Annotated in this window: 21 protein-coding genes; 5 read left to right on the top strand and 16 right to left on the bottom strand. The window is 38.7% G+C overall.

Annotated features, from left to right (window positions below; all coding sequences use genetic code 11):
* Positions 1-84 precede the first annotated feature (84 nt).
* Genes trpS through rpe form a run of 3 tightly spaced genes read right to left on the bottom strand, consistent with a single transcriptional unit; the run spans position 85 to position 2,470 of the window.
* Complete coding sequence (gene trpS, locus I6E72_RS09110; RefSeq protein ID WP_024589884.1) at positions 85-1,089, bottom strand: tryptophan--tRNA ligase; 1,005 nt, start codon at positions 1,087-1,089, stop codon at positions 85-87.
* Between the two features lie 32 nt (positions 1,090-1,121).
* Positions 1,122-1,787, bottom strand: a complete 666-nt coding sequence (locus I6E72_RS09105; protein WP_197111963.1) for a phosphoglycolate phosphatase — start codon at positions 1,785-1,787, stop codon at positions 1,122-1,124.
* On the bottom strand, positions 1,787-2,470 hold the full coding sequence (rpe, locus tag I6E72_RS09100) for a ribulose-phosphate 3-epimerase (RefSeq protein ID WP_165721225.1): 684 nt from the start codon (positions 2,468-2,470) through the stop codon (positions 1,787-1,789). Before rpe ends, I6E72_RS09105 begins: the two co-directional genes overlap by 1 nt.
* A 161-nt stretch (positions 2,471-2,631) precedes the next feature.
* Here rpe and I6E72_RS09095 point away from each other — a divergent pair, with 161 nt between their 5' ends.
* The gene (locus I6E72_RS09095; protein WP_010553790.1) at positions 2,632-2,934 is read left to right on the top strand and encodes a hypothetical protein; all 303 of its coding nucleotides are present in this window, start codon (positions 2,632-2,634) and stop codon (positions 2,932-2,934) included.
* A 3-nt stretch (positions 2,935-2,937) separates the two neighbouring features.
* Positions 2,938-3,123 (top strand): DUF2970 domain-containing protein, encoded by a 186-nt coding sequence (locus I6E72_RS09090; protein ID WP_081709141.1) that lies wholly within the window; start codon positions 2,938-2,940, stop codon positions 3,121-3,123.
* Here I6E72_RS09090 and I6E72_RS09085 read toward each other — a convergent pair.
* The 9 genes from I6E72_RS09085 to I6E72_RS09045 all read right to left on the bottom strand — a co-directional run bounded on the left by I6E72_RS09085 (position 3,080) and on the right by I6E72_RS09045 (position 11,998).
* Positions 3,080-3,937, bottom strand: a complete 858-nt coding sequence (locus tag I6E72_RS09085; RefSeq protein WP_024589888.1) for a Dam family site-specific DNA-(adenine-N6)-methyltransferase — start codon at positions 3,935-3,937, stop codon at positions 3,080-3,082. The genes I6E72_RS09090 and I6E72_RS09085 overlap by 44 nt on opposite strands.
* 53 nt (positions 3,938-3,990) lie before the next feature.
* A complete protein-coding gene (locus I6E72_RS09080; RefSeq protein ID WP_197111961.1) occupies positions 3,991-5,334 on the bottom strand; it encodes an AAA family ATPase in 1,344 nt (447 codons plus the stop codon).
* On the bottom strand, positions 5,335-6,405 hold the full coding sequence (gene aroB / locus I6E72_RS09075; protein ID WP_010553793.1) for a 3-dehydroquinate synthase: 1,071 nt from the start codon (positions 6,403-6,405) through the stop codon (positions 5,335-5,337).
* Between the two features lie 27 nt (positions 6,406-6,432).
* Entirely contained in the window at positions 6,433-6,951 is a 519-nt protein-coding gene (gene aroK / locus I6E72_RS09070) for a shikimate kinase AroK (protein ID WP_004589350.1), read from the bottom strand.
* A 184-nt stretch (positions 6,952-7,135) separates the two neighbouring features.
* A complete protein-coding gene (locus I6E72_RS09065; RefSeq protein ID WP_101217493.1) occupies positions 7,136-9,241 on the bottom strand; it encodes a type IV pilus secretin PilQ in 2,106 nt (701 codons plus the stop codon).
* Positions 9,228-9,767 carry a pilus assembly protein PilP gene (locus tag I6E72_RS09060; protein ID WP_197111959.1) on the bottom strand — a complete coding sequence of 180 codons (540 nt, stop codon included), beginning with the start codon at positions 9,765-9,767 and terminating at the stop codon, positions 9,228-9,230. The genes I6E72_RS09065 and I6E72_RS09060 overlap by 14 nt, the downstream gene beginning before the upstream one ends.
* Positions 9,764-10,369 carry a type 4a pilus biogenesis protein PilO gene (locus I6E72_RS09055; RefSeq protein ID WP_007586270.1) on the bottom strand — a complete coding sequence of 202 codons (606 nt, stop codon included), beginning with the start codon at positions 10,367-10,369 and terminating at the stop codon, positions 9,764-9,766. Before I6E72_RS09055 ends, I6E72_RS09060 begins: the two co-directional genes overlap by 4 nt.
* Entirely contained in the window at positions 10,359-10,931 is a 573-nt protein-coding gene (locus I6E72_RS09050; RefSeq protein WP_007586268.1) for a PilN domain-containing protein, read from the bottom strand. Before I6E72_RS09050 ends, I6E72_RS09055 begins: the two co-directional genes overlap by 11 nt.
* Positions 10,919-11,998: a pilus assembly protein PilM gene (locus I6E72_RS09045; protein ID WP_024589891.1), complete on the bottom strand. Its 1,080-nt coding sequence runs from the start codon at positions 11,996-11,998 to the stop codon at positions 10,919-10,921. Before I6E72_RS09045 ends, I6E72_RS09050 begins: the two co-directional genes overlap by 13 nt.
* 130 nt (positions 11,999-12,128) lie before the next feature.
* On the opposite strand from I6E72_RS09045, the gene I6E72_RS09040 reads away from it, so the two are divergent.
* The gene (locus I6E72_RS09040) at positions 12,129-14,621 is read left to right on the top strand and encodes a penicillin-binding protein 1A (protein ID WP_197111957.1); all 2,493 of its coding nucleotides are present in this window, start codon (positions 12,129-12,131) and stop codon (positions 14,619-14,621) included.
* 64 nt (positions 14,622-14,685) lie between these two features.
* Here I6E72_RS09040 and metL read toward each other — a convergent pair whose 3' ends face one another.
* Both metL and metB read right to left on the bottom strand, forming a co-directional pair.
* Positions 14,686-17,031 carry a bifunctional aspartate kinase/homoserine dehydrogenase II gene (gene metL / locus I6E72_RS09035; RefSeq protein WP_197102492.1) on the bottom strand — a complete coding sequence of 782 codons (2,346 nt, stop codon included), beginning with the start codon at positions 17,029-17,031 and terminating at the stop codon, positions 14,686-14,688.
* A 5-nt stretch (positions 17,032-17,036) separates the two neighbouring features.
* The gene (gene metB, locus I6E72_RS09030) at positions 17,037-18,284 is read right to left on the bottom strand and encodes a cystathionine gamma-synthase (protein WP_197102490.1); all 1,248 of its coding nucleotides are present in this window, start codon (positions 18,282-18,284) and stop codon (positions 17,037-17,039) included.
* Between the two features lie 289 nt (positions 18,285-18,573).
* Between metB and metJ the strand changes: the two genes are divergently transcribed.
* On the top strand, positions 18,574-18,894 hold the full coding sequence (gene metJ, locus I6E72_RS09025; RefSeq protein WP_007586263.1) for a met regulon transcriptional regulator MetJ: 321 nt from the start codon (positions 18,574-18,576) through the stop codon (positions 18,892-18,894).
* Positions 18,895-18,963: 69 nt separating this feature from the next.
* Here metJ and I6E72_RS09020 read toward each other — a convergent pair whose 3' ends face one another.
* Together I6E72_RS09020 and rpmE are read right to left on the bottom strand one after the other, a co-directional pair.
* Complete coding sequence (locus I6E72_RS09020) at positions 18,964-20,205, bottom strand: malic enzyme-like NAD(P)-binding protein (protein ID WP_197102488.1); 1,242 nt, start codon at positions 20,203-20,205, stop codon at positions 18,964-18,966.
* A gap of 688 nt (positions 20,206-20,893) precedes the next feature.
* The gene (gene rpmE / locus I6E72_RS09015; protein ID WP_007582029.1) at positions 20,894-21,109 is read right to left on the bottom strand and encodes a 50S ribosomal protein L31; all 216 of its coding nucleotides are present in this window, start codon (positions 21,107-21,109) and stop codon (positions 20,894-20,896) included.
* A 230-nt stretch (positions 21,110-21,339) separates the two neighbouring features.
* Here rpmE and priA point away from each other — a divergent pair, with 230 nt between their 5' ends.
* On the top strand, positions 21,340-23,526 hold the full coding sequence (gene priA, locus I6E72_RS09010; protein WP_197111955.1) for a primosomal protein N': 2,187 nt from the start codon (positions 21,340-21,342) through the stop codon (positions 23,524-23,526).
* Positions 23,527-23,536: the final 10 nt, after the last annotated feature.

Below are 23,536 nucleotides of genomic sequence, written 5' to 3'. Positions count from 1 at the left end.
ACTGTTTCTATTTGGGTCTATCATGTTGATATGTGCTATATAAAAAATGCCGCTAACAAGCGGCATTTTTTTATTTTAATAAACTTACCCGCGAGGAATAAAACCAAGCGCATCGTATACCGATTTCAATGTTTTCTCAGCACGTACACTTGCTTTTTCAGCACCTGATTTCATTATGCTATTAAGTAGGTTTTGATCTTCTCTGATCTCTTTAAAACGGGCTTGAATTGGCTCAATCATATTTACAACTGCATCTGCTGTATCTTTCTTTAAATGGCCATACATTTTATCTTCATACTCAGGAACTAGGTCTTCTATTGAGCGCTTAGTTGCAACACTCAATAAAGTAAGCAAGTTTGATACACCAGGCTTTTCTGTGCGATCAAAATAAATACGTGCTTGTTCATCTGAATCAGTTACTGCTTTTTTAAGCTTTTTCACAATTTGCTTTGGCTCATCTAATAACATGATATAACCATTTGGGTTTTCGTCAGACTTAGACATCTTTTTAAGTGGGTCTTGCAAGCTCATTACGCGTGCACCAAACTCAGGAATGTACGGCTCTGGTAATTTAAATACGTCGCCGTATAAATTATTAAAGCGTGTGGCTATATCGCGAGTCAGCTCTAAGTGTTGCTTTTGATCTTCACCGACGGGTACTTGATCAGCTTGGTATAATAAAATATCCGCAGCTTGCAATACCGGATATGAAAATAAGCCCACGTTTACGTTATTTGCATGCTTAGATGACTTGTCTTTAAACTGAGTCATTCGATTAAGCTCACCCATTTGCGCGTAACAATTTAATACCCACGCTAACTGTGCGTGCTCAGGTACTTGTGATTGTACAAATAAAGCAGATTTTTCAGGATCAATGCCACATGCCGCGTAAAGAGCAATACCATCCAACACTCGAGAGCGCAGTAATTCAGGCTCTTGGCGAACCGTAATAGCGTGTAAGTCTACTAACATAAAGAAACTTTCGTGGTCTTCCTGTAACTTTAGCCACTGGTTAATAGCGCCAACATAGTTGCCTATTGTCATACCACCGGTTGGCTGAATGCCGCTTAAAACTACTGGTTTACTCATGATTTTCCTTTATTTTGCTTAATTAATAATATTTAACGCTGCGTTAGAACAGGTATTATATCTAAGAAGTGATCGCATAGGTACTGTGGATTATAATCCTTAAGATTTTCACCTTGGTTATAGCCATAACTAAGTGCAATTACGTCTATATTAGCGGCTTTAGCTGCAAGTATATCGCTTTTAGAATCACCTATCATTATTGCTTTATTAGGCTCTGCATTTAGTTTTTTGCAGGCAAATAGCAATGGCTCTGGCGATGGTTTTTTTGCCATATCGTCACCGCATACAATCACATCAAAATGACTCGTTAGTGCCAGTTTATCAAGTAGTTTTTCTGTAAATATTCGAGACTTATTAGTGATTAGTGCTTTAGGCATACCACGAAGTGCTGCAAGCCCGGTTTCTACATGTTGGTACAAAACACTATACTCACCAACTTGTTGTTCATAGTGCTTATAAAACTGTAATATTGCTTTACTACTAAGTGACTCATCTAGATGTTCACTCACTTGCATATCGCCACTCAAAGCGCGTTTAACGAGGACTTCAACCCCATTACCGACCCAGCTTTCAACCAAGCGTTGACTAACAATAGGGAAAGCAAGACTGCTCAAGGTTAAATTAATAGCAATATACAAGTCGTAAACGCTATCAACCAAAGTACCATCTAAATCAAATAAGGCGACGTCGTACTTCATTATTTTACACTTCCAAGCTGTTTACGCATTTGGTCAATCACAACCTTGTAATCTGGTTGATTAAAAATAGCTGAGCCTGCAACAAACATATCAGCACCCGCTTGTGCTGCTGCAGCAATATTATCGACTTTAATACCCCCATCAACCTCTAAGCGAATATCTCGGCCTGACTCAATAATACGCTGTTTTGCTTGGCGTAATTTTTCAAGCGTATGAGGTATAAAGCTTTGCCCGCCAAAACCTGGGTTAACCGACATAAGTAAAATGGTATCTAGCTTATCAATAACATGGTCCAAATAACTTAGGCTTGTTGCTGGGTTAAACACTAAGCCTGCTTTACAGCCGTGATCTTTTATTAACTGTATTGTACGATCGACGTGCTCACTAGCTTCTGGATGAAAAGTAATAATTGATGCGCCAGCCTCTGCAAACAATGGAATAAGACTATCTACAGGCTTAACCATTAAATGTACGTCGATAGGTGCTGTAATGCCGTAATCTCTTAGTGCTTTACACACCATAGGACCAATTGTGAGATTAGGTACATAGTGATTATCCATTACATCAAAGTGAACCACGTCAGCGCCCGCTTCGAGTACTTTATCAACATCTTCGCCTAGTTTTGCAAAATCAGCAGACAAAATAGAAGGGGCTATTAAATATTTTTGCTCTGGGTTAAACATGATTAACTCCATCAATAAATAGTGTATTGCGTTAATGTAACTTAATTGAAGATGTTACCCAAGTAATATGGCGTAATAGCCCCTATTTCAGGTAACTTTAAGTTTGATTTTTAATCAATATTTGCTATGATTAAAAAAGTAACAAATTATTGGATTTCATCATGCGTGCTTTTAAAACTGGGATATTAATTGCGTCGGCATTACTGCTTATCGGGGCGTTTAGCTTTGGTTCAAGCTCTGAGCAAGAATTAAGCTCAGTAGGTAATTGTCATAATACACAAGTGGTAAGTGCTCAAAACACATTAACTACAATCACGTGTATTAAAGCTGAAGAAGAGTCATCGTGGTTTTCGTGGTTAACTGGCGATAGCCGTAGTGCTCAGTTTCATTACCTCGATTTACTAGAGCTACTTACTAGCTCTGATGATTCTAAAAACACTCCATCTTTAAAACCTTTATTTTAAATAATGCTGCAATTTTTTAGTGCGTTGCAAAGTGTGCTAGCAGCATTTTTTGGTGTTCAATCTGAAAATAAACGCCAAGTCGATTTTAAACAACACTCTCCTATCTCTATCATCCTAATTGCGATTGTACTATTTATTGCTTTTGTTATCGCAATTTACGCAGTGGTTGCTTGGGTGCTAAATACATAGCCATCAACTCGTCAACTTTATTTCTAGAGCCACCTTTGGGGCTAATAGTGCGCTTTACTTGAATTTGATCAAGTGATGCTTGGCTATAAATTTTTCGAGTCCATACGGTATCGTGATTAGAGATAAGCACTGGTGTATCATTTTCAAAGGCAGCCTTCTCAGCCAGATTAGCCAAATTAGCCTGATCATCTAAATTAAACCCCCCTTTAGCGTAAGACGTAAAAGAAGCGGTTTTACTTAATGGTACATAAGGTGGGTCGCAATAAATAACTGCATTGTTAGGCACTAACTTAAAAACGTCATCGTAATCTAAACAGGTGAAGGTTGCTTTTTGTGCTTTTTCAGCAAAAAAATACATTTCTTTTTCAGGAAAGTAAGGCTTTTTATATTTACCAAAAGGCACATTAAAAATACCTTTTAAATTATACCTACAAAGTCCGTTGTAACCATGGCGGTTCATGTATAAAAACAATATTGAACGTTCATATACATCACGACTTTGATTAAACTGCACACGATATTCGTAATAAGCATCTGCGTGATTATTCAAATCTACAAATAACTTTTTAGCGTCACTAATCAGCTCATCTGGAGAGCTTTTTAGCTCTTTGTATAAGTTAATTAAGTCTGCATTTATATCGTTGAGAATATAGTGTTTAAAGTCACTATTTAAAAACACAGAGCCTGCACCAACAAAAGGTTCAACCAACGTATCAGCATGCTTGCTAGCTTGGTTTAATCGCGCATTAATATTTTCAACTAGGCTGTATTTTCCGCCGGCCCATTTAAGGAAGGCTCTACTCTTTTGCTGCATTGGCTCTTTACTTCAATCTGGTGTTGCGCGATTTTACACTAAAGCAGTGTGTTTTACTGATCAACGAGTGCTATTTCTTGCTTTATTTTACTAATTTTTTTATAGAAAGGTTTATTTTTTCTAACCTCAGCAGATAAAGTATCCATTGCTGATTTTGCTTCGTTTATACTTTCAAAACTGCCAAATGTAACAACCCACCATATTTTATTATTTCGCTTTGTTTGGTAAGTATGAGTTTGCTGCTGTAGATTGAATTGAGCAATAAAATTATCGCTAACTTCCTGCTGAGTTACGGCTAATAATTGAATAACACTATTTGTATCTATTTGCTGCATGTACCATATATTATCTTGGCTGATCTGAGTTTGCTCTACTGTATTTACTTTTAGAGCTTTAGATTTAACGTCACTTGATACACTGCTTTTATTATTAGTACTATCATCAACATCATTGTCTAATACGTTAACGGTGTTGCCAGGTTCGGTAAGGCTTTGCATGATGGCAGGCACATCATTAATGTGTACACGCTCTGCTTTAATATCTGGCTCAACAACTTTGGGGTCATTTAAGTTAATTATTGAGTCATTTTTCTTTATAGCCGGCTCACTTACTTGCTCTATAGATATTGCTGTATTTATTACTTGTGTTTCTTCTTGCTGATAATACTGTTGCCACCACTGTGTCATATCCGACTTATAAAGCAGACCAATAATTAAAAACATAATCAGCAACATCAAAATCAATAAGTGTAATCGCCAAGACACTTTGTCTTTTACAATAATATCGGCTATGTGCTCACTAGGTTGCCAAGCAAGCAATAAGCTGGGATTACCGTGAGCCTCAGCTAAAAAAGTACTAAATACAGGGTCTTCATCATAGGGTAAGTCTGTAAAGTACCACTGCAATAACATCTTGCTTTCTCGAAGCGTTAGCGGCTCCAAATAAATTTCAACAGCGTTATTTAAAGCCAGTTTAGACTGTGAAGCTATTATAATATATAGCGTATTTGGGCTGTTTTTAGAAAGTAACTCAAGCTCAATTAACATCTCATCAGATAATTGCCTACCGCCATCAAGTACCCATAAACATGGCCCGCATGGTTGCTGCTGCAGTAATTGGTAATAGTTTTCAGGTAAACTTAAGTTATGATCAATCAGGGGAGAGTTAAAGCTTTGCTCTAATAACTCACTCATTAGCTGAGCGTCAGTCATTTGTGCACTTACTTGCACAAAGGCTTTATTAAAGTCGTTGTATTTATCTGTAATGAAGGTTTCGAGCATATAACTTTTACCTAGCCCAGAAGTGCCAAGTAAAACAATTAAATTTTGCCCGTACTCAAATTGCAGTGCGATTCTATCCACCAAAGCCGCACGGCTTGGTAAAATTTGTGACTGCATTTACTGCTCGATTAAGTCTCTAACTTGATCATCAGATACATTATCAACTAATGCACACTGGCCAAATTGGGTAGGTAGAATAAAGCGGATAGTGCCTTTTTTATTCTTTTTGTCTTTACGCATATGCGTTAAAAACTGCTCGCTAGTCATTTGCTTTGGAATTTCTGTTGGTAAATTATATAGCTCAAGCAGCTTAATAATTCGATCAACTTCATCTGCGCTTAAATCTTGGCGTGTCTTGGCAAGTTTAGCTGCTAATACCATTCCTGTTGCAACAGCTTCGCCGTGTAACCAAACGCCATAACCCATCTGTGCCTCAATTGCATGGGCAAATGTATGGCCTAAGTTTAACAAAGCCCGTAAGCCATGTTCTTTTTCATCTTGAGCAACTATAAGCGCTTTTATTTCACAACATCTAAAAATGATATGCTGTAAGCATGCTTCATCTAGTTGCTGTAAATTAGTCACATTTCGCTCTAAATAGGCAAATAATTCGGTATCGTAAATCAGACCATACTTAATTACCTCAGCCATACCTGCTGCAAACTCTCGTGCAGGTAGAGTGTGTAATGTTTGCGTATCAATAAAAACCGCTTGAGGCTGATAAAATGCCCCTATCATATTTTTACCTAACGGATGATTTACTGCCGTTTTTCCACCTACCGATGAATCAACCTGTGAAAGCACTGTCGTTGGTATTTGAATAAACGGTACGCCGCGCTGATAACAAGCCGCTACAAAACCAGTTAGGTCACCTACAACACCGCCACCTAACGCAATTAAACACGTATCTCGGCCACAGTTATTTTGTAGTAAAAATGCTGATATTTTTTCAAACCATTCCAGTGATTTATATTGCTCACCGTCAGGAATAATAAAAGATAGCGGATTTAGATCAGCTAATGAATCAAGTAACCTTTGCAAATATAAAGGCGCTATTGTGTCATTAGTAATGATGATAGGCCGACAATCACCAATGTGGTGAACCAGGCGGCCATTATCTTGAAGTGCAGATTGCCCAATATAAATAGGATAACTTCGCTCGTCCAAATTAACAGTTAATTTAAGCATGCTTGGCTATTCCTTTATTATTGGTTTTTAAAAATCTAATTTCTCGATGATTTGGTTAGCAACAACTTTAGCGCTTTGCTCATCGGTACGTACAACAAAATCAGCAACTTCTTTGTATAGTGGCTCGCGTTCTTCTGCTAAGCGCTCTAGTACGTTACGAGGTGCTTCTTCAGTTTGCAGTAATGGGCGACGCTTGTCGCGTTGCGTGCGTGCAACTTGCTTCTCTATAGGTGTCTCTAGGTATACAACGATACCTCGAGCCGAAAGCTTGTTTCGAACTTCTTTGCTCATTACTGAACCACCACCGGTAGCAAGTACAATACCTTGCATCTCGGTTAAATCGCCAATAACAGACTCTTCTCGAAGTCTAAAGCCTTCTTCACCTTCAAGATCGAATACCCATGCAATATCTGCACCTGTGCGGCGTTCGATTTCTTGATCAGAATCAACAAATTCAAGGTGTAATTGGTCAGCGATGTGACGACCAATCGTGCTTTTGCCAGCCCCCATGGGGCCAACTAGAAATATATTACGTTTCTCAGCCATATCTTTTAGTACAAACAAACTCTAAAATTTGAAATAAAACCCCGCCTAACGACCTGGCCCCAAAATTAAGGAGGGGATTATCTCAGTAATTGCGGGGGTATTTCAAGTCAATTAGCATAAAAAGCCATATAACGAGCAATTAATCTAAATAATCACCCGTTGGTTAACATAAAACCACTGTATTTTAATCAATTTGTATTTTTGGTGTCACAAAAATAAGTAATTCACGCTTTTCATTAAACTCACTTGTGGTTTTAAATAGTCTTCCTACGTAAGGAATGTCACCTAAAATTGGCACTTTACTCGTAGTATTAATGATCTGCTGCTGGAAAATACCACCGAGTACTACGGTTTGTCCATTCTCAACTAACACTTGAGTTTGAATCTCTTGGGTATCAATAGACACTGCTTCACCTGTTCCCGTTTGTACAGTATCACCACGTGTGTCTTGAGTAATAATTAAGTCTAGAATTACTTTATTATCAGGTGTGATATGAGGTGTTACTTCTAAGCTTAGTACCGCTTTTTTAAAGCTTACAGTAGTAGCACCACTTGAAGCTGACTCAGTGTAAGGGATTTCAGTACCTTGCTCTATTCGCGCTTTTTGCTGATTAGCCGCTATGATACGCGGGCTAGCAATAATTTCGCCTTTATTCTCTTCTTCAAGAGCACTTAGCTCTAAATCAATTAATGTACCGTTAGCCAATTTTGCTATGTGCAAACCAATACTGGCCGCAGGATTAGAAATTGGTAAATTTACATTTAATCGATCTGAAATACTTGGCGCATTTGAAGTTGATGTCGCATTATAAATACCTTCAGCGCCTTCAAGGGAGCCAGAAATACCAACACTACTGCCTTGATCACTAAAGCCCCAGCGTACGCCTAAGTCTTCAGTAACGTTATCGCGCACAGTTACCATTCGAGATTCGATTACAACCTGCTGTACCGGAATATCGAGTGTTTCTATCATCCGGCGAATGTTTTCTATACTCTTTACAGTATCTTTTACCAATAAAGTATTTGTACGCTGATCAACCGATACACTACCGCGGGCAGTTATAATACTGTTCCTATCTGTTTTTAATAAGTCAGCAAAATTTTCGGCTTTAGCATAGTTTAATCGAATGTATTCACTATAGAGTGGTTCTAAGTCTTCAACTTGCTGTTTAGCTTTTAAATCTTTAGCTTCACGTGCCGCAAGCTCCTCTGCAGGCGCTACCATTAAAATAGAGCCATCCATGCGTTTGTCTAGCCCTTTAATACGCAATACTACGTCAAGCGCTTGATCCCACGGTACGCCATCTAAGCGCAGTGTTATATTACCTGTCACTGAATCACTGGTTACTAAGTTAAAATCGTTATAACCCGCAATAATTTGTAGTGCTGCTCGCACAGAAATATCTTGAAAATTTAAGGTCATAGGGCGACCTTGATACTCAACGCCACCATCTAAATAGGCGTTTTGCGTTTCATCTTTTTCTACCGTCAGCGTTAAAATATTATCTATTTGCTGGTACGTAAATGTAAACTGAGCGTTTGGCTCAATAACGACACGACTTAATCCGTCTTCTTTAAAAGTCTCGATATTACTTACAACAGTACCAAAATCTAATACATCTAATTCATAAAGTAGGTCATCTAAAATATCGGTGTGATGAAAGTCAGCGTAAATTTTACCGCCACTTTCATGGACTTCAATTGCAGCTTGAGTGTCTTGTAAAAATACGAGTACTTTCGCTTCGCCCTTTTCACCACGTCTAAAATCAATTGATTGGATACGGTTGATGTAATTTCCACTTACGTCACCTGAGTCCATCGCTACATCTTCATTTTCAGATTCTGTAAGAGGATTATCAGACACGCGTATTGATACTAAGTTGTTATGAACTTCAGTTTCATAAATTTTTAATCTATCTAAGTTTACCGTTACCTTTAAACCACTGTTAGTTAAAACATTAGTAACACTGCTAATTCCAGCTTGATTAACTTCAACATCGTTTAAACCAACCTCTAACTCTGCGGTATCAAAAAACATTTCGATTCGGGCTGGGCTATTAAACACCTGAACTTTTGGTTCAAGCGTTAACTCTTCATCAAAAACAAGCTGTAACTCAGTTTCGCCTTTAAGTAATGGATTATAACGAACATCATAAAGTAACGGCCCTGCAACGGCTGAATTTACAGTGACTAAAGCAACAGCAGCCAGTAATGTTCGTGAAATACGATGAAGCCAAAGTACATCCTTATGCATGCTATTTTTACCTTTTTTATTATTAATTTGCGCCATCTGTTGCCGCCTCTAACATTTCTAATTTAGTCAAGCGCTCTTTCCAACAGCCAGACCCATCAGGGATTAATTCCACTAACTCTATATAGTCGTTACTTACTGCTTTTACTTTGCCATCATAACTACCAAGGTAATTCCCTACCGTTACACGATGCAAAGTAGCGTCAGCTGCTGTTATTAATGCCCATATTTGTCCACTAGAACCAATTGTGCCTTTCATTGCTAAGTTATCTAGCGGGTATTTTTCTAACGGTTCGCGGCGACGCTCTTGATCTGGGTGCAAACAGTTTTTTACTTGCGTTAATTTATTTTGGATTATCTCAGGCTGAGGCGCTACAAACGGGCTACGTAGCTGACCAGCACTGTACTCAAATATTTCAAACTTTGTCAGCTCAGGAATTGATTCAACCTTTGGTGTTGTGCTTGCTTTTACTTGATCAATAAATTCTTTTTGCTCAGACGTATCATCATTACAACCACTCAAAACAAACACCATTACTACAGGTACTACGCGAAGGAGCTTCATTTTTTAACCCCTTCTTCATAACGATATGTTTTTGCAACAACACTAAATGTTAACTGTTTATCGCCCGATGATAAAATAGAAAAGTCATGTAAGCTTACAATTCGTGGTAACTGAGCTACTTTACCCACAAACTCACCAAATTCATGGTAGGTCCCTATCACTTCTATTTTAATCGGTAATTCAGTATAAAATTCTTTCTCGACTTCTGGTAACCAACCTATTTTTAAAAAAGTCAGACCACTTGTTGTGCCAACATACGACAAATCATCAAGTAAACCAGGGGTTTCGTTAGAGGTAGGTAAACGTTTTAATAATTGTGAAAACTTATCTTCCATTTCAATCATTTGTTGACGGTAGATCTCAAGCTTACTCGCGACTGCGTATTTAGTGCGATAAGTTGTGCGTAACTCGACCTCTTTCGCAACTGCACTGTGGTAACTATCAATTTCATCAGAAACTAATAGGCTATAACTAAAAAACAATACAAGTCCGGCAACAAACGTACAGCAAATTGCTTTAACTGCAATAGGCCAATCGCCAATGTTATCGAGCTCTATTTCATTCCAATCAATTTCACTCAGTGCTTTAAAATCAAGGCTCATCGCTAACCTCACCAATTTTATCAAATGGTTTTACATAAAATTCCATATTAAAATCACTAAGTAAACGCGAAGATTGATCGCCTGCAACAATGCCTTGCATTGAAGGATTCTCTAGTAAATATGAGCTTTGTACTTGGCGCAGCATTGTTGATAAACGGTTATTAGATTCACTGCGTCCCAATACATGTATTTGGCTACCTCTGCGCTCGAGTTTTGTTAAATAAACCCCACCCGGCACTATTTTGGCAACTTCATCCATTATTTGCGTACCCAAATTACGGCTGCTTTGTAATTCTTCAATGAGCCTCATACGCTGTTGTAAGTTTTCTTTTCTTTTATCTAAACTTCTAATTTCACTTATTTTTTTATCTAGCATGCTAATTTCTGAACTTAAATAGTTATTCTTTAAGTTTTGACCGTCTTTTAATGCACTATAAAAAGAGCTTAATAAGTACATACTCGCAAAACAAAGTATAACGACACCAATAAGTATAGTTACAAATTTCTTTTTCGATTCTTCGCGCTGCGATTCACGCCAAGGAAGTAGATTTATATGTGGCATGTTGAAAAGCTCCTTAATGCCAACCCTGTCGCAATTGCAAACTGCGTTTTGTGACGCTGCATTACATTACGATCTACTTTTGGAGAAATTTCCATATTTTCAAAAGGCTCAGCAACGACAGAGTGAATACCTAGTTCTTCAATGAGTAATCGGTCAATGCCTTTTATCATCGATGTACCACCCGTTAATACAATATAGTCGATTTGCTCTTTGCCACTGGTTGTTAAAAACATTTGCACCGCGCGTCGCACTTGTTGAAGTAACGAAGTTTGAAAAGGGGCTAATACTTCAAAGGTGTAGTTTGGCGGTAAATCGCCTGATGTTTTACCAATTTCAGCTTCATCAAATCCTTTATTATAATAAGCAACGATACTATTTGTATATTGGTCGCCACCAAAAACTTGGTCACGTGTATAAATTGTTTCCCCTGCTTGAACAACGCTCACGAGCATTAAAACCGCACCAATATCAACCACAGCCACACATTTATTAAATGCGTCGCTGGGTAATTGTTGGTAATACACATCCATTGCACGACTTAATGCATAGCTTTCTACATCAACTATTTTAGCTTCTAAATTTGCAGCTTCTAAAGCGCCAACACGCGCTTCTACACTCTCAGTACGAGCAGCTGAAAGCAAAACATTCATTTTACTAGGATCGGCCTCATTCGTCGAAAGCTTCTCAAAGTCGAGGCTCACTTCATCAAGAGGATATGGAATTAAACTATCAGCTTCAATTTCAATTTGCGACTCAAGTTCAGCATCAGTTAACGATACATCCATGAAGATCACTTTTGTAATGACTGTTTGGCCAGAAACAGCCACTGCTGCAGATTTTAACGACTTTGGTAATTTTTTTCTTAATTTTGTAATTACGTTACCAATCGCTTCAATATCTTGAATTGTTCGCTCACTCATTGCGCCTTTTGGCATCGGCTCAATTGCAAGTGCTTCGAGTCGAAATCCAGTTTCAATTTCACGTAAAAGCACAGCCTTAATAGAGTGCGATCCAATATCAATTCCTACCATCATTTGGGACGGTTTTTGAAATAGTTGACTTAGCATGTTTCAACTTGGCCTTTGTTTTAATAATAAACAAGTTATAATTTTTATATGAAAAAATATTATTCATTTTTTAATCAATATATACTAGCAGTCAAAACTCGCAATTGGGAGTCCATTTAGGGAAATATAAGTGATTTTATTAAAACGAACTTTACAATTTTTTATCATTTGTGTGTTAATTGGTCTGATTACTTTGATCAGTCTTTATTACTACGTTAAACCTGATATCCCCAGTGTGCAAGTTTTAAAAGACGTGCAATTACAAACTCCTATGCAAGTATTCACTAAAGATGGGCTTTTAATCAATCAATTTGGTGAAAAACGTCGTATTCCAGTGACTATTGATGAAATTCCTCAAACACTCATTAATGCATTTTTAGCGACAGAAGATAATCGATTTTACGATCATATAGGCATAGACCCTATTGGTATAGTACGTTCGGCTGTTGTTCTTATATCTACTGGCGAGAAAAAACAAGGTGCAAGTACTATTACTATGCAGCTTGCTCGTAATTTCTTTTTAACACGCGAAAAAGCATATATCCGTAAAGTTAAAGAAATATTTATAGCGCTTCATATTGAAGGAGTGTTAACAAAAGACGAAATCTTAGAGCTTTATCTTAATAAAATAGAATTAGGTAATCGTGCTTTCGGTATTGGTGCAGCAGCGCAAGTTTATTACGGTAAAGAGCTAAAAGATTTAACACTTGCACAAATGGCGATGATTGCAGGTTTACCTAAAGCACCTTCAGCTTTAAACCCAATTCGTAACCCAACGCGTGCAAAAGCACGCCGAAATGTAGTTTTAGGCCGTTTACTGACCGAAGACTATATAACACAAGAGCAATATAACGAAGCAACTAGCCAACCTATTACAGCTTATTTTCACGGTGCAGAAATAAACTTATACGCACCGTATATCTCTGAAATGGTGCGCGCTGAAATGGTTTCGCGCTATGGGGTAGATAAAGCCTACAACTCAGGTTTTAAAATTTTTACCTCAGTAGAGTCAAAGGTTCAAAAAGCAGCGCAAAACGCACTTGTAAATAACTTACACAGTTACGATATGCGTCATGGTTTTAGAGGTCCAACTGATGTTTTATGGAATCCTGAAACACAACCAGCTTTAACTGAGCAACAAATACTCAATAAATTACAGAGCGTAAATGAGTTAGGCACTTTAAAAGTTGCAGCAGTACTCAGTGTTAATAATAAAACAGCTACAGTACTACTTAAAAACGGTGAGCAAACAACTCTCAGTTGGGATAGTTTAAAATGGGCGCGTAAGTATATTACTCGCTACCGCCAAAGCTTTGCTCCAAAAGCAGCTACTGATATTTTAACGCCAGGTATGCAAATATGGGTACGTCAAAACGAAGATAACAGCTACTTATTAAGCCAAATACCAGAAGCATCAAGCGCTATTGTATCCCTCGATCCACAAGACGGTAGAATAAAAGCTATTGTAGGGGGTTACAGCTTTGAGCAAAGTCAATACAACCGAGCGATACAAGCTAAGCGTCAAGTGGGTTCTAATATAAAACCTTTTATATATTCAGCAGCACTTGAAAAAGGTTACACGCTTGCGTCTATATTAAATGATGCACCTATAAACCAGTGGGATAAGAGCCAAGGCGTAGCATGGCGCCCTAAAAACAGCCCTGCTGTTTACAATGGTCCTATTCGAATTCGCCGTGCTTTAGCACAGTCTAAAAACGTTATTTCGGTGCGCTTACTACGTGGTGTTGGATTGCAACGTACAGCTGATCACTTACTAAAATTTGGTTTTAAAGACGCTGACATTAATCGTAGTGAATCATTAGCACTGGGTAGTGCTTCTATTACCCCGCTTGAACTTGCAAGAGGCATGAGCACATTTGCCAATGGCGGTCATTTAATTGAACCTTACTTTATCTCAGAAATTCAAGACGCTTACGGCAATGTATTGTTTAAAGCAAACCCTGCTCTTGCCTGTGACGAAGAGCCTTTGCCAACACACAATGCACTCTCAATCCATAATAGTGATGATGAAATGGAGCAAACGAAAAAATGTGCGCCGAGAATTATTTCTAAGCAAAATGCATTTTTAATTGCTGATGCTATGAATAGTGCAATTTGGGGGGGTGGTAGCTGGGCTCATAAAACAGGTTGGAGTGGAACCGGTTGGCGAGCACAAGCGCTAGATCGTCGCGATATTTCAGGTAAAACAGGCACAACTAATGACTCAGTAGATACCTGGTTTAGCGGTTTTAATAGTAATGTGATGACCTCAGTTTGGGTTGGCTTTGATAATCCGGGCAACGCTCTTGGTCGCTCTACATATAATAACAACCTAGATAGCAGCCAAATATCAGGTGCGGAATCTGGCGCTAAAACCGCGCAGCCAGCGTGGGTTGAATTTATGAAAGCGGCACTTGAAGGCAAGCCTGAAGCCCCAATTGAGCCGCCTGAGGGACTCGTTTCTATTCGTATTGATTTAGCTACAGGCTTACTTAGCCATAAAAATGACTACACAAGTCGATTTGAATATTTTGAAAAAGGCACCGCACCTACAAAGTATGTGCTATCTCAGCCTAACGATATATTTGAAGAAGACACTAAAACAGAAGAAGAGCTATTTTAGTAATATGTATGTAATACAAAAACGGCAGCTTATTTAAGCTGCCGTTTTTGTTTAAACCAAATGTTTATTTTAAGTTTTGAACAAGCCAATATAAATCAGAGTGCACACCCGCAGCGGTCACTTCCCTACCCGCTCCTGGCCCCTGAATCACTAATGCGTTATCGCTATACCATTTGCTATTAATTACAAAAATATTATCGCCTGGTGTAAGGTTTGCTAACGCATCGCCATTAGGCACATACGCTATTCCCACTTTAGCAATTACTTCACCTTGTGTGATTTCTAACAAGCCCGTATATCTAAGTACTGAATTTTTAGACTTTGCTGTCACTGCATGCTCTTCGATGAACGCGTCTAGCTGTGCTTTTTTATTTAAAAAGTCATCCCAACTTCCCAGCGCAAGTTCATCTGGCATCAATGCCGATAAACTAATATCGTCAAGTTCAAGCTCAACACCTAGCTCTCGAGCTAAAATAAGTAGCTTACGCTGCATATCTCGCCCAGATAAATCTTCGCGAGGGTCTGGCTCTGTGAATCCCATTTTCTGAGCTTCCAGTAGCAACTCAGAAAATGGCCTTGTTCCATCATATTTACTACATAACCACGAAAGCGTGCCTGAGAAAACACCTTCTATACGTGTTATTTTATCGCCACTATTTTGCAAATCAGCCAAAGCAAAGTTAATAGGTAAGCCAGCGCCTACACTGGTGTTATATCGCCAATGTAAATTACGTTCTGTAATATTACTACGAAGTGCTTTATACCAAGTAGTAGGTGCTGTTCCAGCGTATTTATTAGCACTAATTAAATGACAGTTTCTATCTACAAAGTCTGGATATAACAAGCTAAATTGTTCACTTGCGGTAATATCAATTACAATTTTATGCTCGTAATCGAGCTCATTTATAGCATTCAGTAAATCTGCAGATTGATAGCTATTTGCCTCATGCTGCCATTGAGTTTTCCATTGCTGTGTATTAATACCACTTGCATTAAACAGCATTTTTTTAGAGCGAATTAGACCGACTAATTTAATACCAAAGTCATCCGATAAACGCTCAAATTGTGCCGATAACTGTTTAATAAAAACGTCGCCAACGTTACCAAGCCCCGCAACTATAATTGCGATTTCTTGGCCTTTATTAATTAGCTTATCGTGTAAGGCACTTTGTATATCACTATCTATAAATTGATCGGTAAGCAATAAAGCATAGCCAGTATCTTGATGGACAAAACGAGGTTTTATGCTGTGGAGTTTTAATAAATCTAATGCTTGTAAGCTTAATGTATTAACGTCTTGCTCAGGCGCTACAATTGCACAACCGTTTAAATTTGACTCGCTAATATTTGCCCTACCCGCAAAATAATTAATAACCAGATAAGTTTGTGCTGCAGGTACTACTAAATACACTTCACCATTATGGTTAAAGTGATGAAGGCTATGCTGAATAAGCTGACTAACACTTGCAACCTCACCTTCACTTAATCCTTCAACCATTAATAGGTCAACATTTTGCAACGTGGTTATAAAGCGCTTTTTCTTCGCTGAACCTTCTTTGACTATATCTGTTGGACTTGCTTGTACGTCAAAACTACTGCGAACAGCTAGCTTAATATCTGTGTTTTTAAGTGGCGATAGTGTTTTTGCATGTAATACAGGGTTACCCAAACGAGCTAATAAATTAGCCTGTCCACGGCAAATTTTGCCGTATTTAATCGCTTTTTTTACCTTTCGAGGATCAGTGCTATACACTCCCTGTGTATCAGTCCAAATACATACTTGCTTAGCATTGCAATAATTTGCAAGTAGTGTTGCACTGTAGTCACTCCCATTTCGGCCAAGCGTTACTGTCTCGCCTTTGATATCTGCGGCAATAAACCCAGTAACAACATTTATTTTATTAGGCAAAATTAACTGCCCACATTGCTGCGCATTTTGCGCATGCATTAATTCGCCATCATTTAAGGTAAAAAGAGTACGTGCATCTTCAGCGCATGCCTCAATATTTAGCTGCTGTAAATAAGTAGCGAGTAAACGTGCTGACCACAGTTCGCCATGTGCAAGTAATGCAGCCTCTTTTAGCTGCTCAGCTTGAGCAAGTTCTGCAATATAGCTAAGCTCGGTATTTAGTGTTTTAAGTGCACTTCGTTTTAAATCAGCTTCTAATAACTGCTCTATTAAATCACTTTGATGGTTATTTAACTGCAGTAAAATATCAGCTACTGCTTGAGTATCTTGTTTTTGATAGCTTTGCCAAAGTAATACTAGCGTATCGGTTGTCTTACCCGCAGCCGATACCACCACACAATCACCCGGTTGAGTATGTGTAATTATTATTTTTGCTACGCTTTGGTATCGCTCACTTGAGCTTAAACTCGATCCACCAAATTTATGTATACAGTTAACCATATTAATCACCAAAGCGCCGGACGAGCTGCACTTAATTTAACGTTACCACCAGAAGTGCCTGCTCCTTTGCCTACACGGCCAACATTTTTATTTTGCCCTGGTTTTACAAGTTCAAACACTCGTTCAAAATCAGCGACTAAATCGTGTATATCTTCAATACCTACCGAAATACGAATAAGCGTATCGCCCACACCCGCCTCTAAACGTGCTGTTGCCTCCATACCTGCGTGCGTCATAGTTGCAGGGTGACAAATTAAGCTCTCTACGCCACCTAGTGACTCAGCTAAACTAAACGTTTTAAGGCTAGTTAAAAATGCTGCAGCGTCATTTATATCGCCTTTAATATCAAAACTAACCATGCCACCAAAACCAAGTTGCTGTGCTTTAGCCAGCTCATGTTGAGGATGTGACTCAAGACCTGGGTAGTAAACTTGGCTTACATATTCAGAGCTTTCAAGGTACTTAGCTATTGCCAGTGCATTTTCTTGATGCTGCCTTAGGCGCACATTTAAAGTACGTAAACCACGAAGCGTTAAATAGCTATCAAAAGGCGCACCCGTAATACCAATGTTATTAGCCCACCAAGCAAGCTCATCGCCTAACTCTTGTGTTGCTGCAATAACAGCGCCGCCTACTACATCTGAGTGTCCGTTAATGTATTTAGTGGTTGAATGCACCACAATATCTACACCAAACTTAATAGGGTTTTGTAAGGCAGGCGACAAAAACGTGTTATCTGCAGCCACCAATGCACCGCATTGCTTAGCCACATCGGTAACCGCTTTAATATCTGTTAAACGAAGTACTGGGTTACTTGGGGTTTCTATCCAAATAAGCTTTGGTTTAATTACTAAAATTTGTTGAAGGCTTTCTTCTTTTGTTAAATCTAATATTTCGAGCTTTAGTAGTCCGCGTTTTTGTAAAGATGTAAATAAACGATAGCTGCCACCATAACAATCATGTGGAATTACTAACCTATCGTCACTATTAAGTAGCTGAGTAGCTAAATGCACGGCAGCCATGCCTGTAGCTGTAATTATGCCACGAGCGCCACCTTCAAGCTTAGCAAGCGTCTCAGCTAAAATATCACGATTAGGATTACCGCTACGACCATAATCATACTCACGCTTAGTATCAAAGTCGGCAAACGAATAAGTAGTCGATAAATAAATTGGCGGTACCACCGCACCATGATGTTTATCAGCATCAACGCCGTTACGTACAGCAATGGTCGCTTTGTTTTTTTCGCTCATATTCGTCACCTGATTAATTTGGATGTTTAGACGTCTAAAAGAGTAAGTTATCCGTTTTGATAAGTCAAAGTATTTTAAAGCTCTAGATGGCTAAAAGTAGAAGGGGCCTCTGCGAATAACACATTTTAGCTCACAAAAGTGTGCTTATCTTTACACCTACGATAGGCTTATTAAGATAGATCGGTATCTATTATTTGACTATCTTTTTTAAATCGATAGAATTTCACGCATATTTACACGCTTTTTATACCGTGTGAGAAATTAATAATCTGAGGCAACGATACATCTTATGGCTAAATGGAATGGTGAGTATATTCACCCATACGCAGAACACGGTAAAAAATCAGAGCAAGTTAAAAAGATCACCGTTTCGATCCCGCTAAATGTATTAAAGGTATTAACTGACGAACGTACACGTCGTCAAATCAATAACCTTCGCCATGCTACAAATAGTGAATTGCTATGTGAGGCATTTTTGCATGCTTTTACTGGCCAACCTTTACCAAATGACGATGACTTACGTAAAGATAACGCCGAAAAAGTGCCAGAAGAAGTTAAAAAAATAATGCAAGAAATGGGTCTAGAAGTACCCGTTTTAAACGAAGAATAAATATTACAAAGACAAAAAAACCTCAGTAATTACTGAGGTTTTTTTATGTCTAAATTTTATTGTATAGATTTACTGCATATAGTTTTCAGGTAGCTCAATTTGTGCAACACCTGACTCAATAGCAGCAAGTGCAACAGCTCTTGCTATACGCGGCAGTAAACGTGGATCCATTGGTTTTGGAATAATATACTGCGCACCAAATTCTAGTTTATCTACTCCAGCGGCTTTTAAAACTTCTGCAGGTACTGGCTCTTTGGCAATACTTCGAATAGCACCTACTGCAGCAATTTTCATTTCATCGTTAATAGCACTTGCACGTACATCAAGTGCACCACGGAAAATAAACGGGAAACATAAAACATTATTAACTTGGTTAGGGTAATCAGAGCGCCCTGTTGCCATGATTAAATCGTTGCGTGCGCCGTGCGCAAGTGCAGGATCAATCTCAGGATCTGGATTTGAACATGCAAACACAACTGGTTTTGCAGCCATTAGCTTTAAATCTTCAGCCGCTAATAAGTTAGGGCCAGAAACACCCACAAATACATCCGCATCTGCAATTACATCTTGCAATGTACGCTTATCGGTATTATTAGCAAAAAGCTGTTTGTATTCATTTAAGTCATCGCGGCGGGTATGAATAACACCTTTGCGGTCAAGCATATAAATGTGTTCACGCAGTGCACCACACTTAATTAACAGCTCCATACACGCAACAGCGGCAGCGCCTGCACCTAAACATACAATAATTGCATCTTCAATTGACTTACCTTGTACTTCTAGCGCATTTAACATACCAGCAGCCGTTACAATGGCAGTACCGTGTTGATCGTCATGAAAAACAGGAATGCTACAACGCTCTATTAATGCTTTTTCAATTTCAAAACACTCTGGTGCTTTAATATCTTCAAGGTTAATGCCACCGAATGTGTCGGCAATATTGGCAACCGTATTAATAAAGTCTTCTGTTGTTTTGTGCTTAACTTCAATATCGATAGAATCAAGCCCTGCAAAACGTTTAAACAATAATGCTTTACCTTCCATTACAGGCTTAGACGCTAAAGGACCTAAATTACCAAGGCCTAGAATTGCAGTACCATTAGTAATAACCGCAACCATGTTACCTTTACCAGTATATTTATAAGCATTTGCAGGATCTGCAGCTATTTCACGTACAGGTTCGGCAACACCTGGGCTATACGCAAGTGCAAGATCATGAGCCGTTTCAGCTGGTTTTGTAAGCTCAATGCTAATTTTACCTGGTACGGGATGTGAGTGGTAATGTAGTGCTTGTTCACGAAAGTCAGACATAACGCGATGGTATCCTGCAATTTAAGTTAAAGTGAGAGATGGAGTCTTGGGGTACGATACCCTTATTATTTTTAAATTCCAAGCAATATCAGGTCTATCCTGTTATATGCTATATCCTTTAATTTTAATAGGTTTTTCAGTAACTTTGCAGGATTATATCGACATTTAATAAATAAAAATTCACCTAAAAAGTAAGTTTTAAGGTGCTATTATACCTATCAAAATCTTATAAAATGTATACTTAAAGTAACAGCATAAACTTAGAATAACAGCCTACTACCCTACTTTAAAAACAGATAAGCCCACGTTAGCTACTTTTATCAACCTAGTTAAAAATTGTACTATTTAAAATATAGAGAATATCTATCGATTTGTCTGTAAAGGATTATGCATACTCAGAATAAGAATAGGAAATAGTTATGCAAAAGGAGGGGATAGTTAAAATCAACGAAATAATACCAATCTGCTTATATATGGGGTCTATTTAACGTTAAGAAAATTACGCTAGAACTAGGCAAAAATTTTTGTATCTAGTTGTTCTAAATAAAAAATTTTTAACGACGTTATGGTGCAATTTAATTCGTTAAATTGCTCAAAGATTTATGTAGGTTGGTTTAAGATAATAAATAACAAATTTTAGGCACAAAAAAAGCACCCTAAGGTGCTTTTTTTAACTAAACAGCAATAATTACTTCTTGCTGGCAAGTGCACCGAAGCGCTTGTTGAAGCGATCAACACGTCCGCCAGTGTCTAAAACTTTTTGCTTACCAGTGTAAAACGGGTGACACGCAGAACATACGTCTAAGTGAATGTCTTTACAAAGAGTTGAGCTAGTTTCGAATTTATTTCCACATGAACATGTTGCAGAAATTACTTCGTACTTAGGGTGAATACCTTCTTTCATAGGAACCTCTAGTTAAGGCCGCATCGCTCTCCAAACCCGGAGTTTGGCACCATACGTCGTTAAAACAAATTTGTTGGTGGCGGATTTTATCCAACAACCTCCCCCCACACAAGTATTTATTTATATTTTTGCCAAAAAAGTGAACAATCTCTTTCTCAAGCACTATTGCTAGTAGGTTTTTAGCGTTATTTTTAGTACATTACAGCATTAATTTTACGGGTTGAGTTGTTATGAGTTTTGTTGAAGTTGCTATTAAAGTTCCGCTTCCACGCACCTTTGATTATAAAATAGAAGAACAGCTCAGTGGCTTATCAACTCCTTTACTACCTGGCATGCGGGTTTTGGTACCTTTTGGTAATCAAAAAAAAGTAGCGGTTGTTCTGGGTATTAAAAGCAGTACCGACGTCCCTTTAAATAAAATTAAAAATATTATAGAGGTAATAGACGACGCCCCTATTTTAAGTGCCCAGCATTTAGAACTCCTTAGCTTTACTGCCCGCTATTATTGCTATCCATTAGGCGAAACTATTCATATAGCGCTACCTGGTGCACTTCGCCAAGGTGAATCGCCTGATAAAACCAGTATTAATATGGTTGCCCTGACAGAAAAAGGTGCAAAAGTACCGTCATTAAAAGCTAAAACACAGCTCAACCTATTAAAGCAGTTATCGCAATCAGGTAAGTCATCATTAACGGAGTTAAAAGCACTGGGCTTTAGTAAAAAAACAATAGATAGCTTAATAGATAAAGAACTCATAACACAAACTATTGAGCACGATAACCAATGGCAAAGTGTTGCTCCAACCGTCGGTAGTAAACCAGTACTTAATAAAGAACAAGCGGTTGCTTGCACAGCTATAAATCAAAGTACTGGCTTTAGCAGCTTTTTATTAGAAGGCGTAACGGGCAGCGGTAAAACCGAAGTGTATTTACAGTGCCTAGAAGAAGTACTCAAACGTGGCGAGCAAGCCCTCGTACTCGTGCCCGAAATCGGCCTAACACCACAAACCGTAAACCGTTTTCGCCGCCGCTTTCCTGATACACCCATTATGCTTTGGCACTCTGCACTTACCGACAACGAACGCTTACAAACATGGCGCTTTTGCGAAAAAGGCAGTTGTGCGATAGTTATTGGCACACGTTCGAGTATTTTTCTGCCATTTTTAAAACTCGGTATGATTGTTGTTGATGAAGAACACGATTCATCATTTAAACAACAAGATACGCTTCGCTATCATGCCCGCGACTTAGCTGCTTACAGAGCTTTTCAGCATAAAATTCCGCTTATATTAGGCAGCGCCACACCCGCGCTTGAAACACTTCACAAAGCAATTAATAACAAATACCAGCTGTTAAGTTTAACCGAGCGTGCGCAAACAGCGACTGACAACCAGTTTAAGTTACTCGATATGAAAGGTCAGCCCGACCAAGCAGGTATTGCACATGCAAGCCTTGCTACTATGCGTCAGCACTTAAATCGCGGTAAACAGGTTATGGTATTTTTAAATCGTCGAGGTTTCTCTCCAACCCTTATTTGCCATGAGTGCGGTTGGTTGAGCGAGTGTAAACGATGCAGTACCAGCGCTACATTTCATAAAGCGATTGGGCAAATGATCTGTCATCACTGTGGCGACCAGTACCCTGTCCCTCACCAATGCCCTGACTGTGGAAGTACGCAAATATTTCCTAACGGTAAAGGCACAGAGCAAATTGAAGAGTTTTTATCGACCGAATTCCCTGATACACCTGTTACTCGTATAGACCGCGATTCAACTCGCCGTAAAGGTAGCCTTGAAAAAGCACTTGATGAAATAAACCTAGGCGGCGCACGCATTTTAGTGGGCACACAAATGCTTGCCAAAGGCCATCACTTTGCAGATGTAAGCCTTGTTATAATTTTAGATGTAGATAGCGGCTTATACTCATGCGACTTTAGAGCAACAGAACATTTAGCGCAATTAGTCACCCAAGTAGCGGGGCGTGCTGGACGTTCAGGTGAGCCTGGCCAAGTGTTATTACAAACACACTTTCCAGAACACCCTCTTTTGCAAGACTTAGTTAATAATGGTTACCAAGACTTTGCCCGCTTTGCTCTTCGTGAGCGCGATGATGCTGACTTACCGCCCATTACAAATATGGCCATTGTGCGTGCACAAGGGCATAGTATTAAACTAGTCGTCGATTTTTTGACGGATTTGGTTCCTGTGAATGGGGTATCTGGTATACAATTGCTCGGTCCGATCCCTGCCCCACTTGAAAGAGTCGCAGGTATGTATCGTTTTCAATTGCATATTCAAGCGCAAGATCGTCGCATATTACATCAGTACCTTGCGCAAATGGTTGATTATTTAAGTACCAGTAAACTTGCACAAAAAGTACGCTGGAGCTTAGACGTAGACCCTATAGACATGATTTAGGTTAAGGCCA

Origin of the sequence: Pseudoalteromonas sp. NSLLW24 (assembly GCF_015864725.1) — a bacterium.
Lineage (GTDB): Bacteria > Pseudomonadota > Gammaproteobacteria > Enterobacterales > Alteromonadaceae > Pseudoalteromonas > Pseudoalteromonas arctica.
Note: the sequence above shows the minus strand (reverse complement) of the source record. Positions and strands in the feature narration are given on the sequence as shown.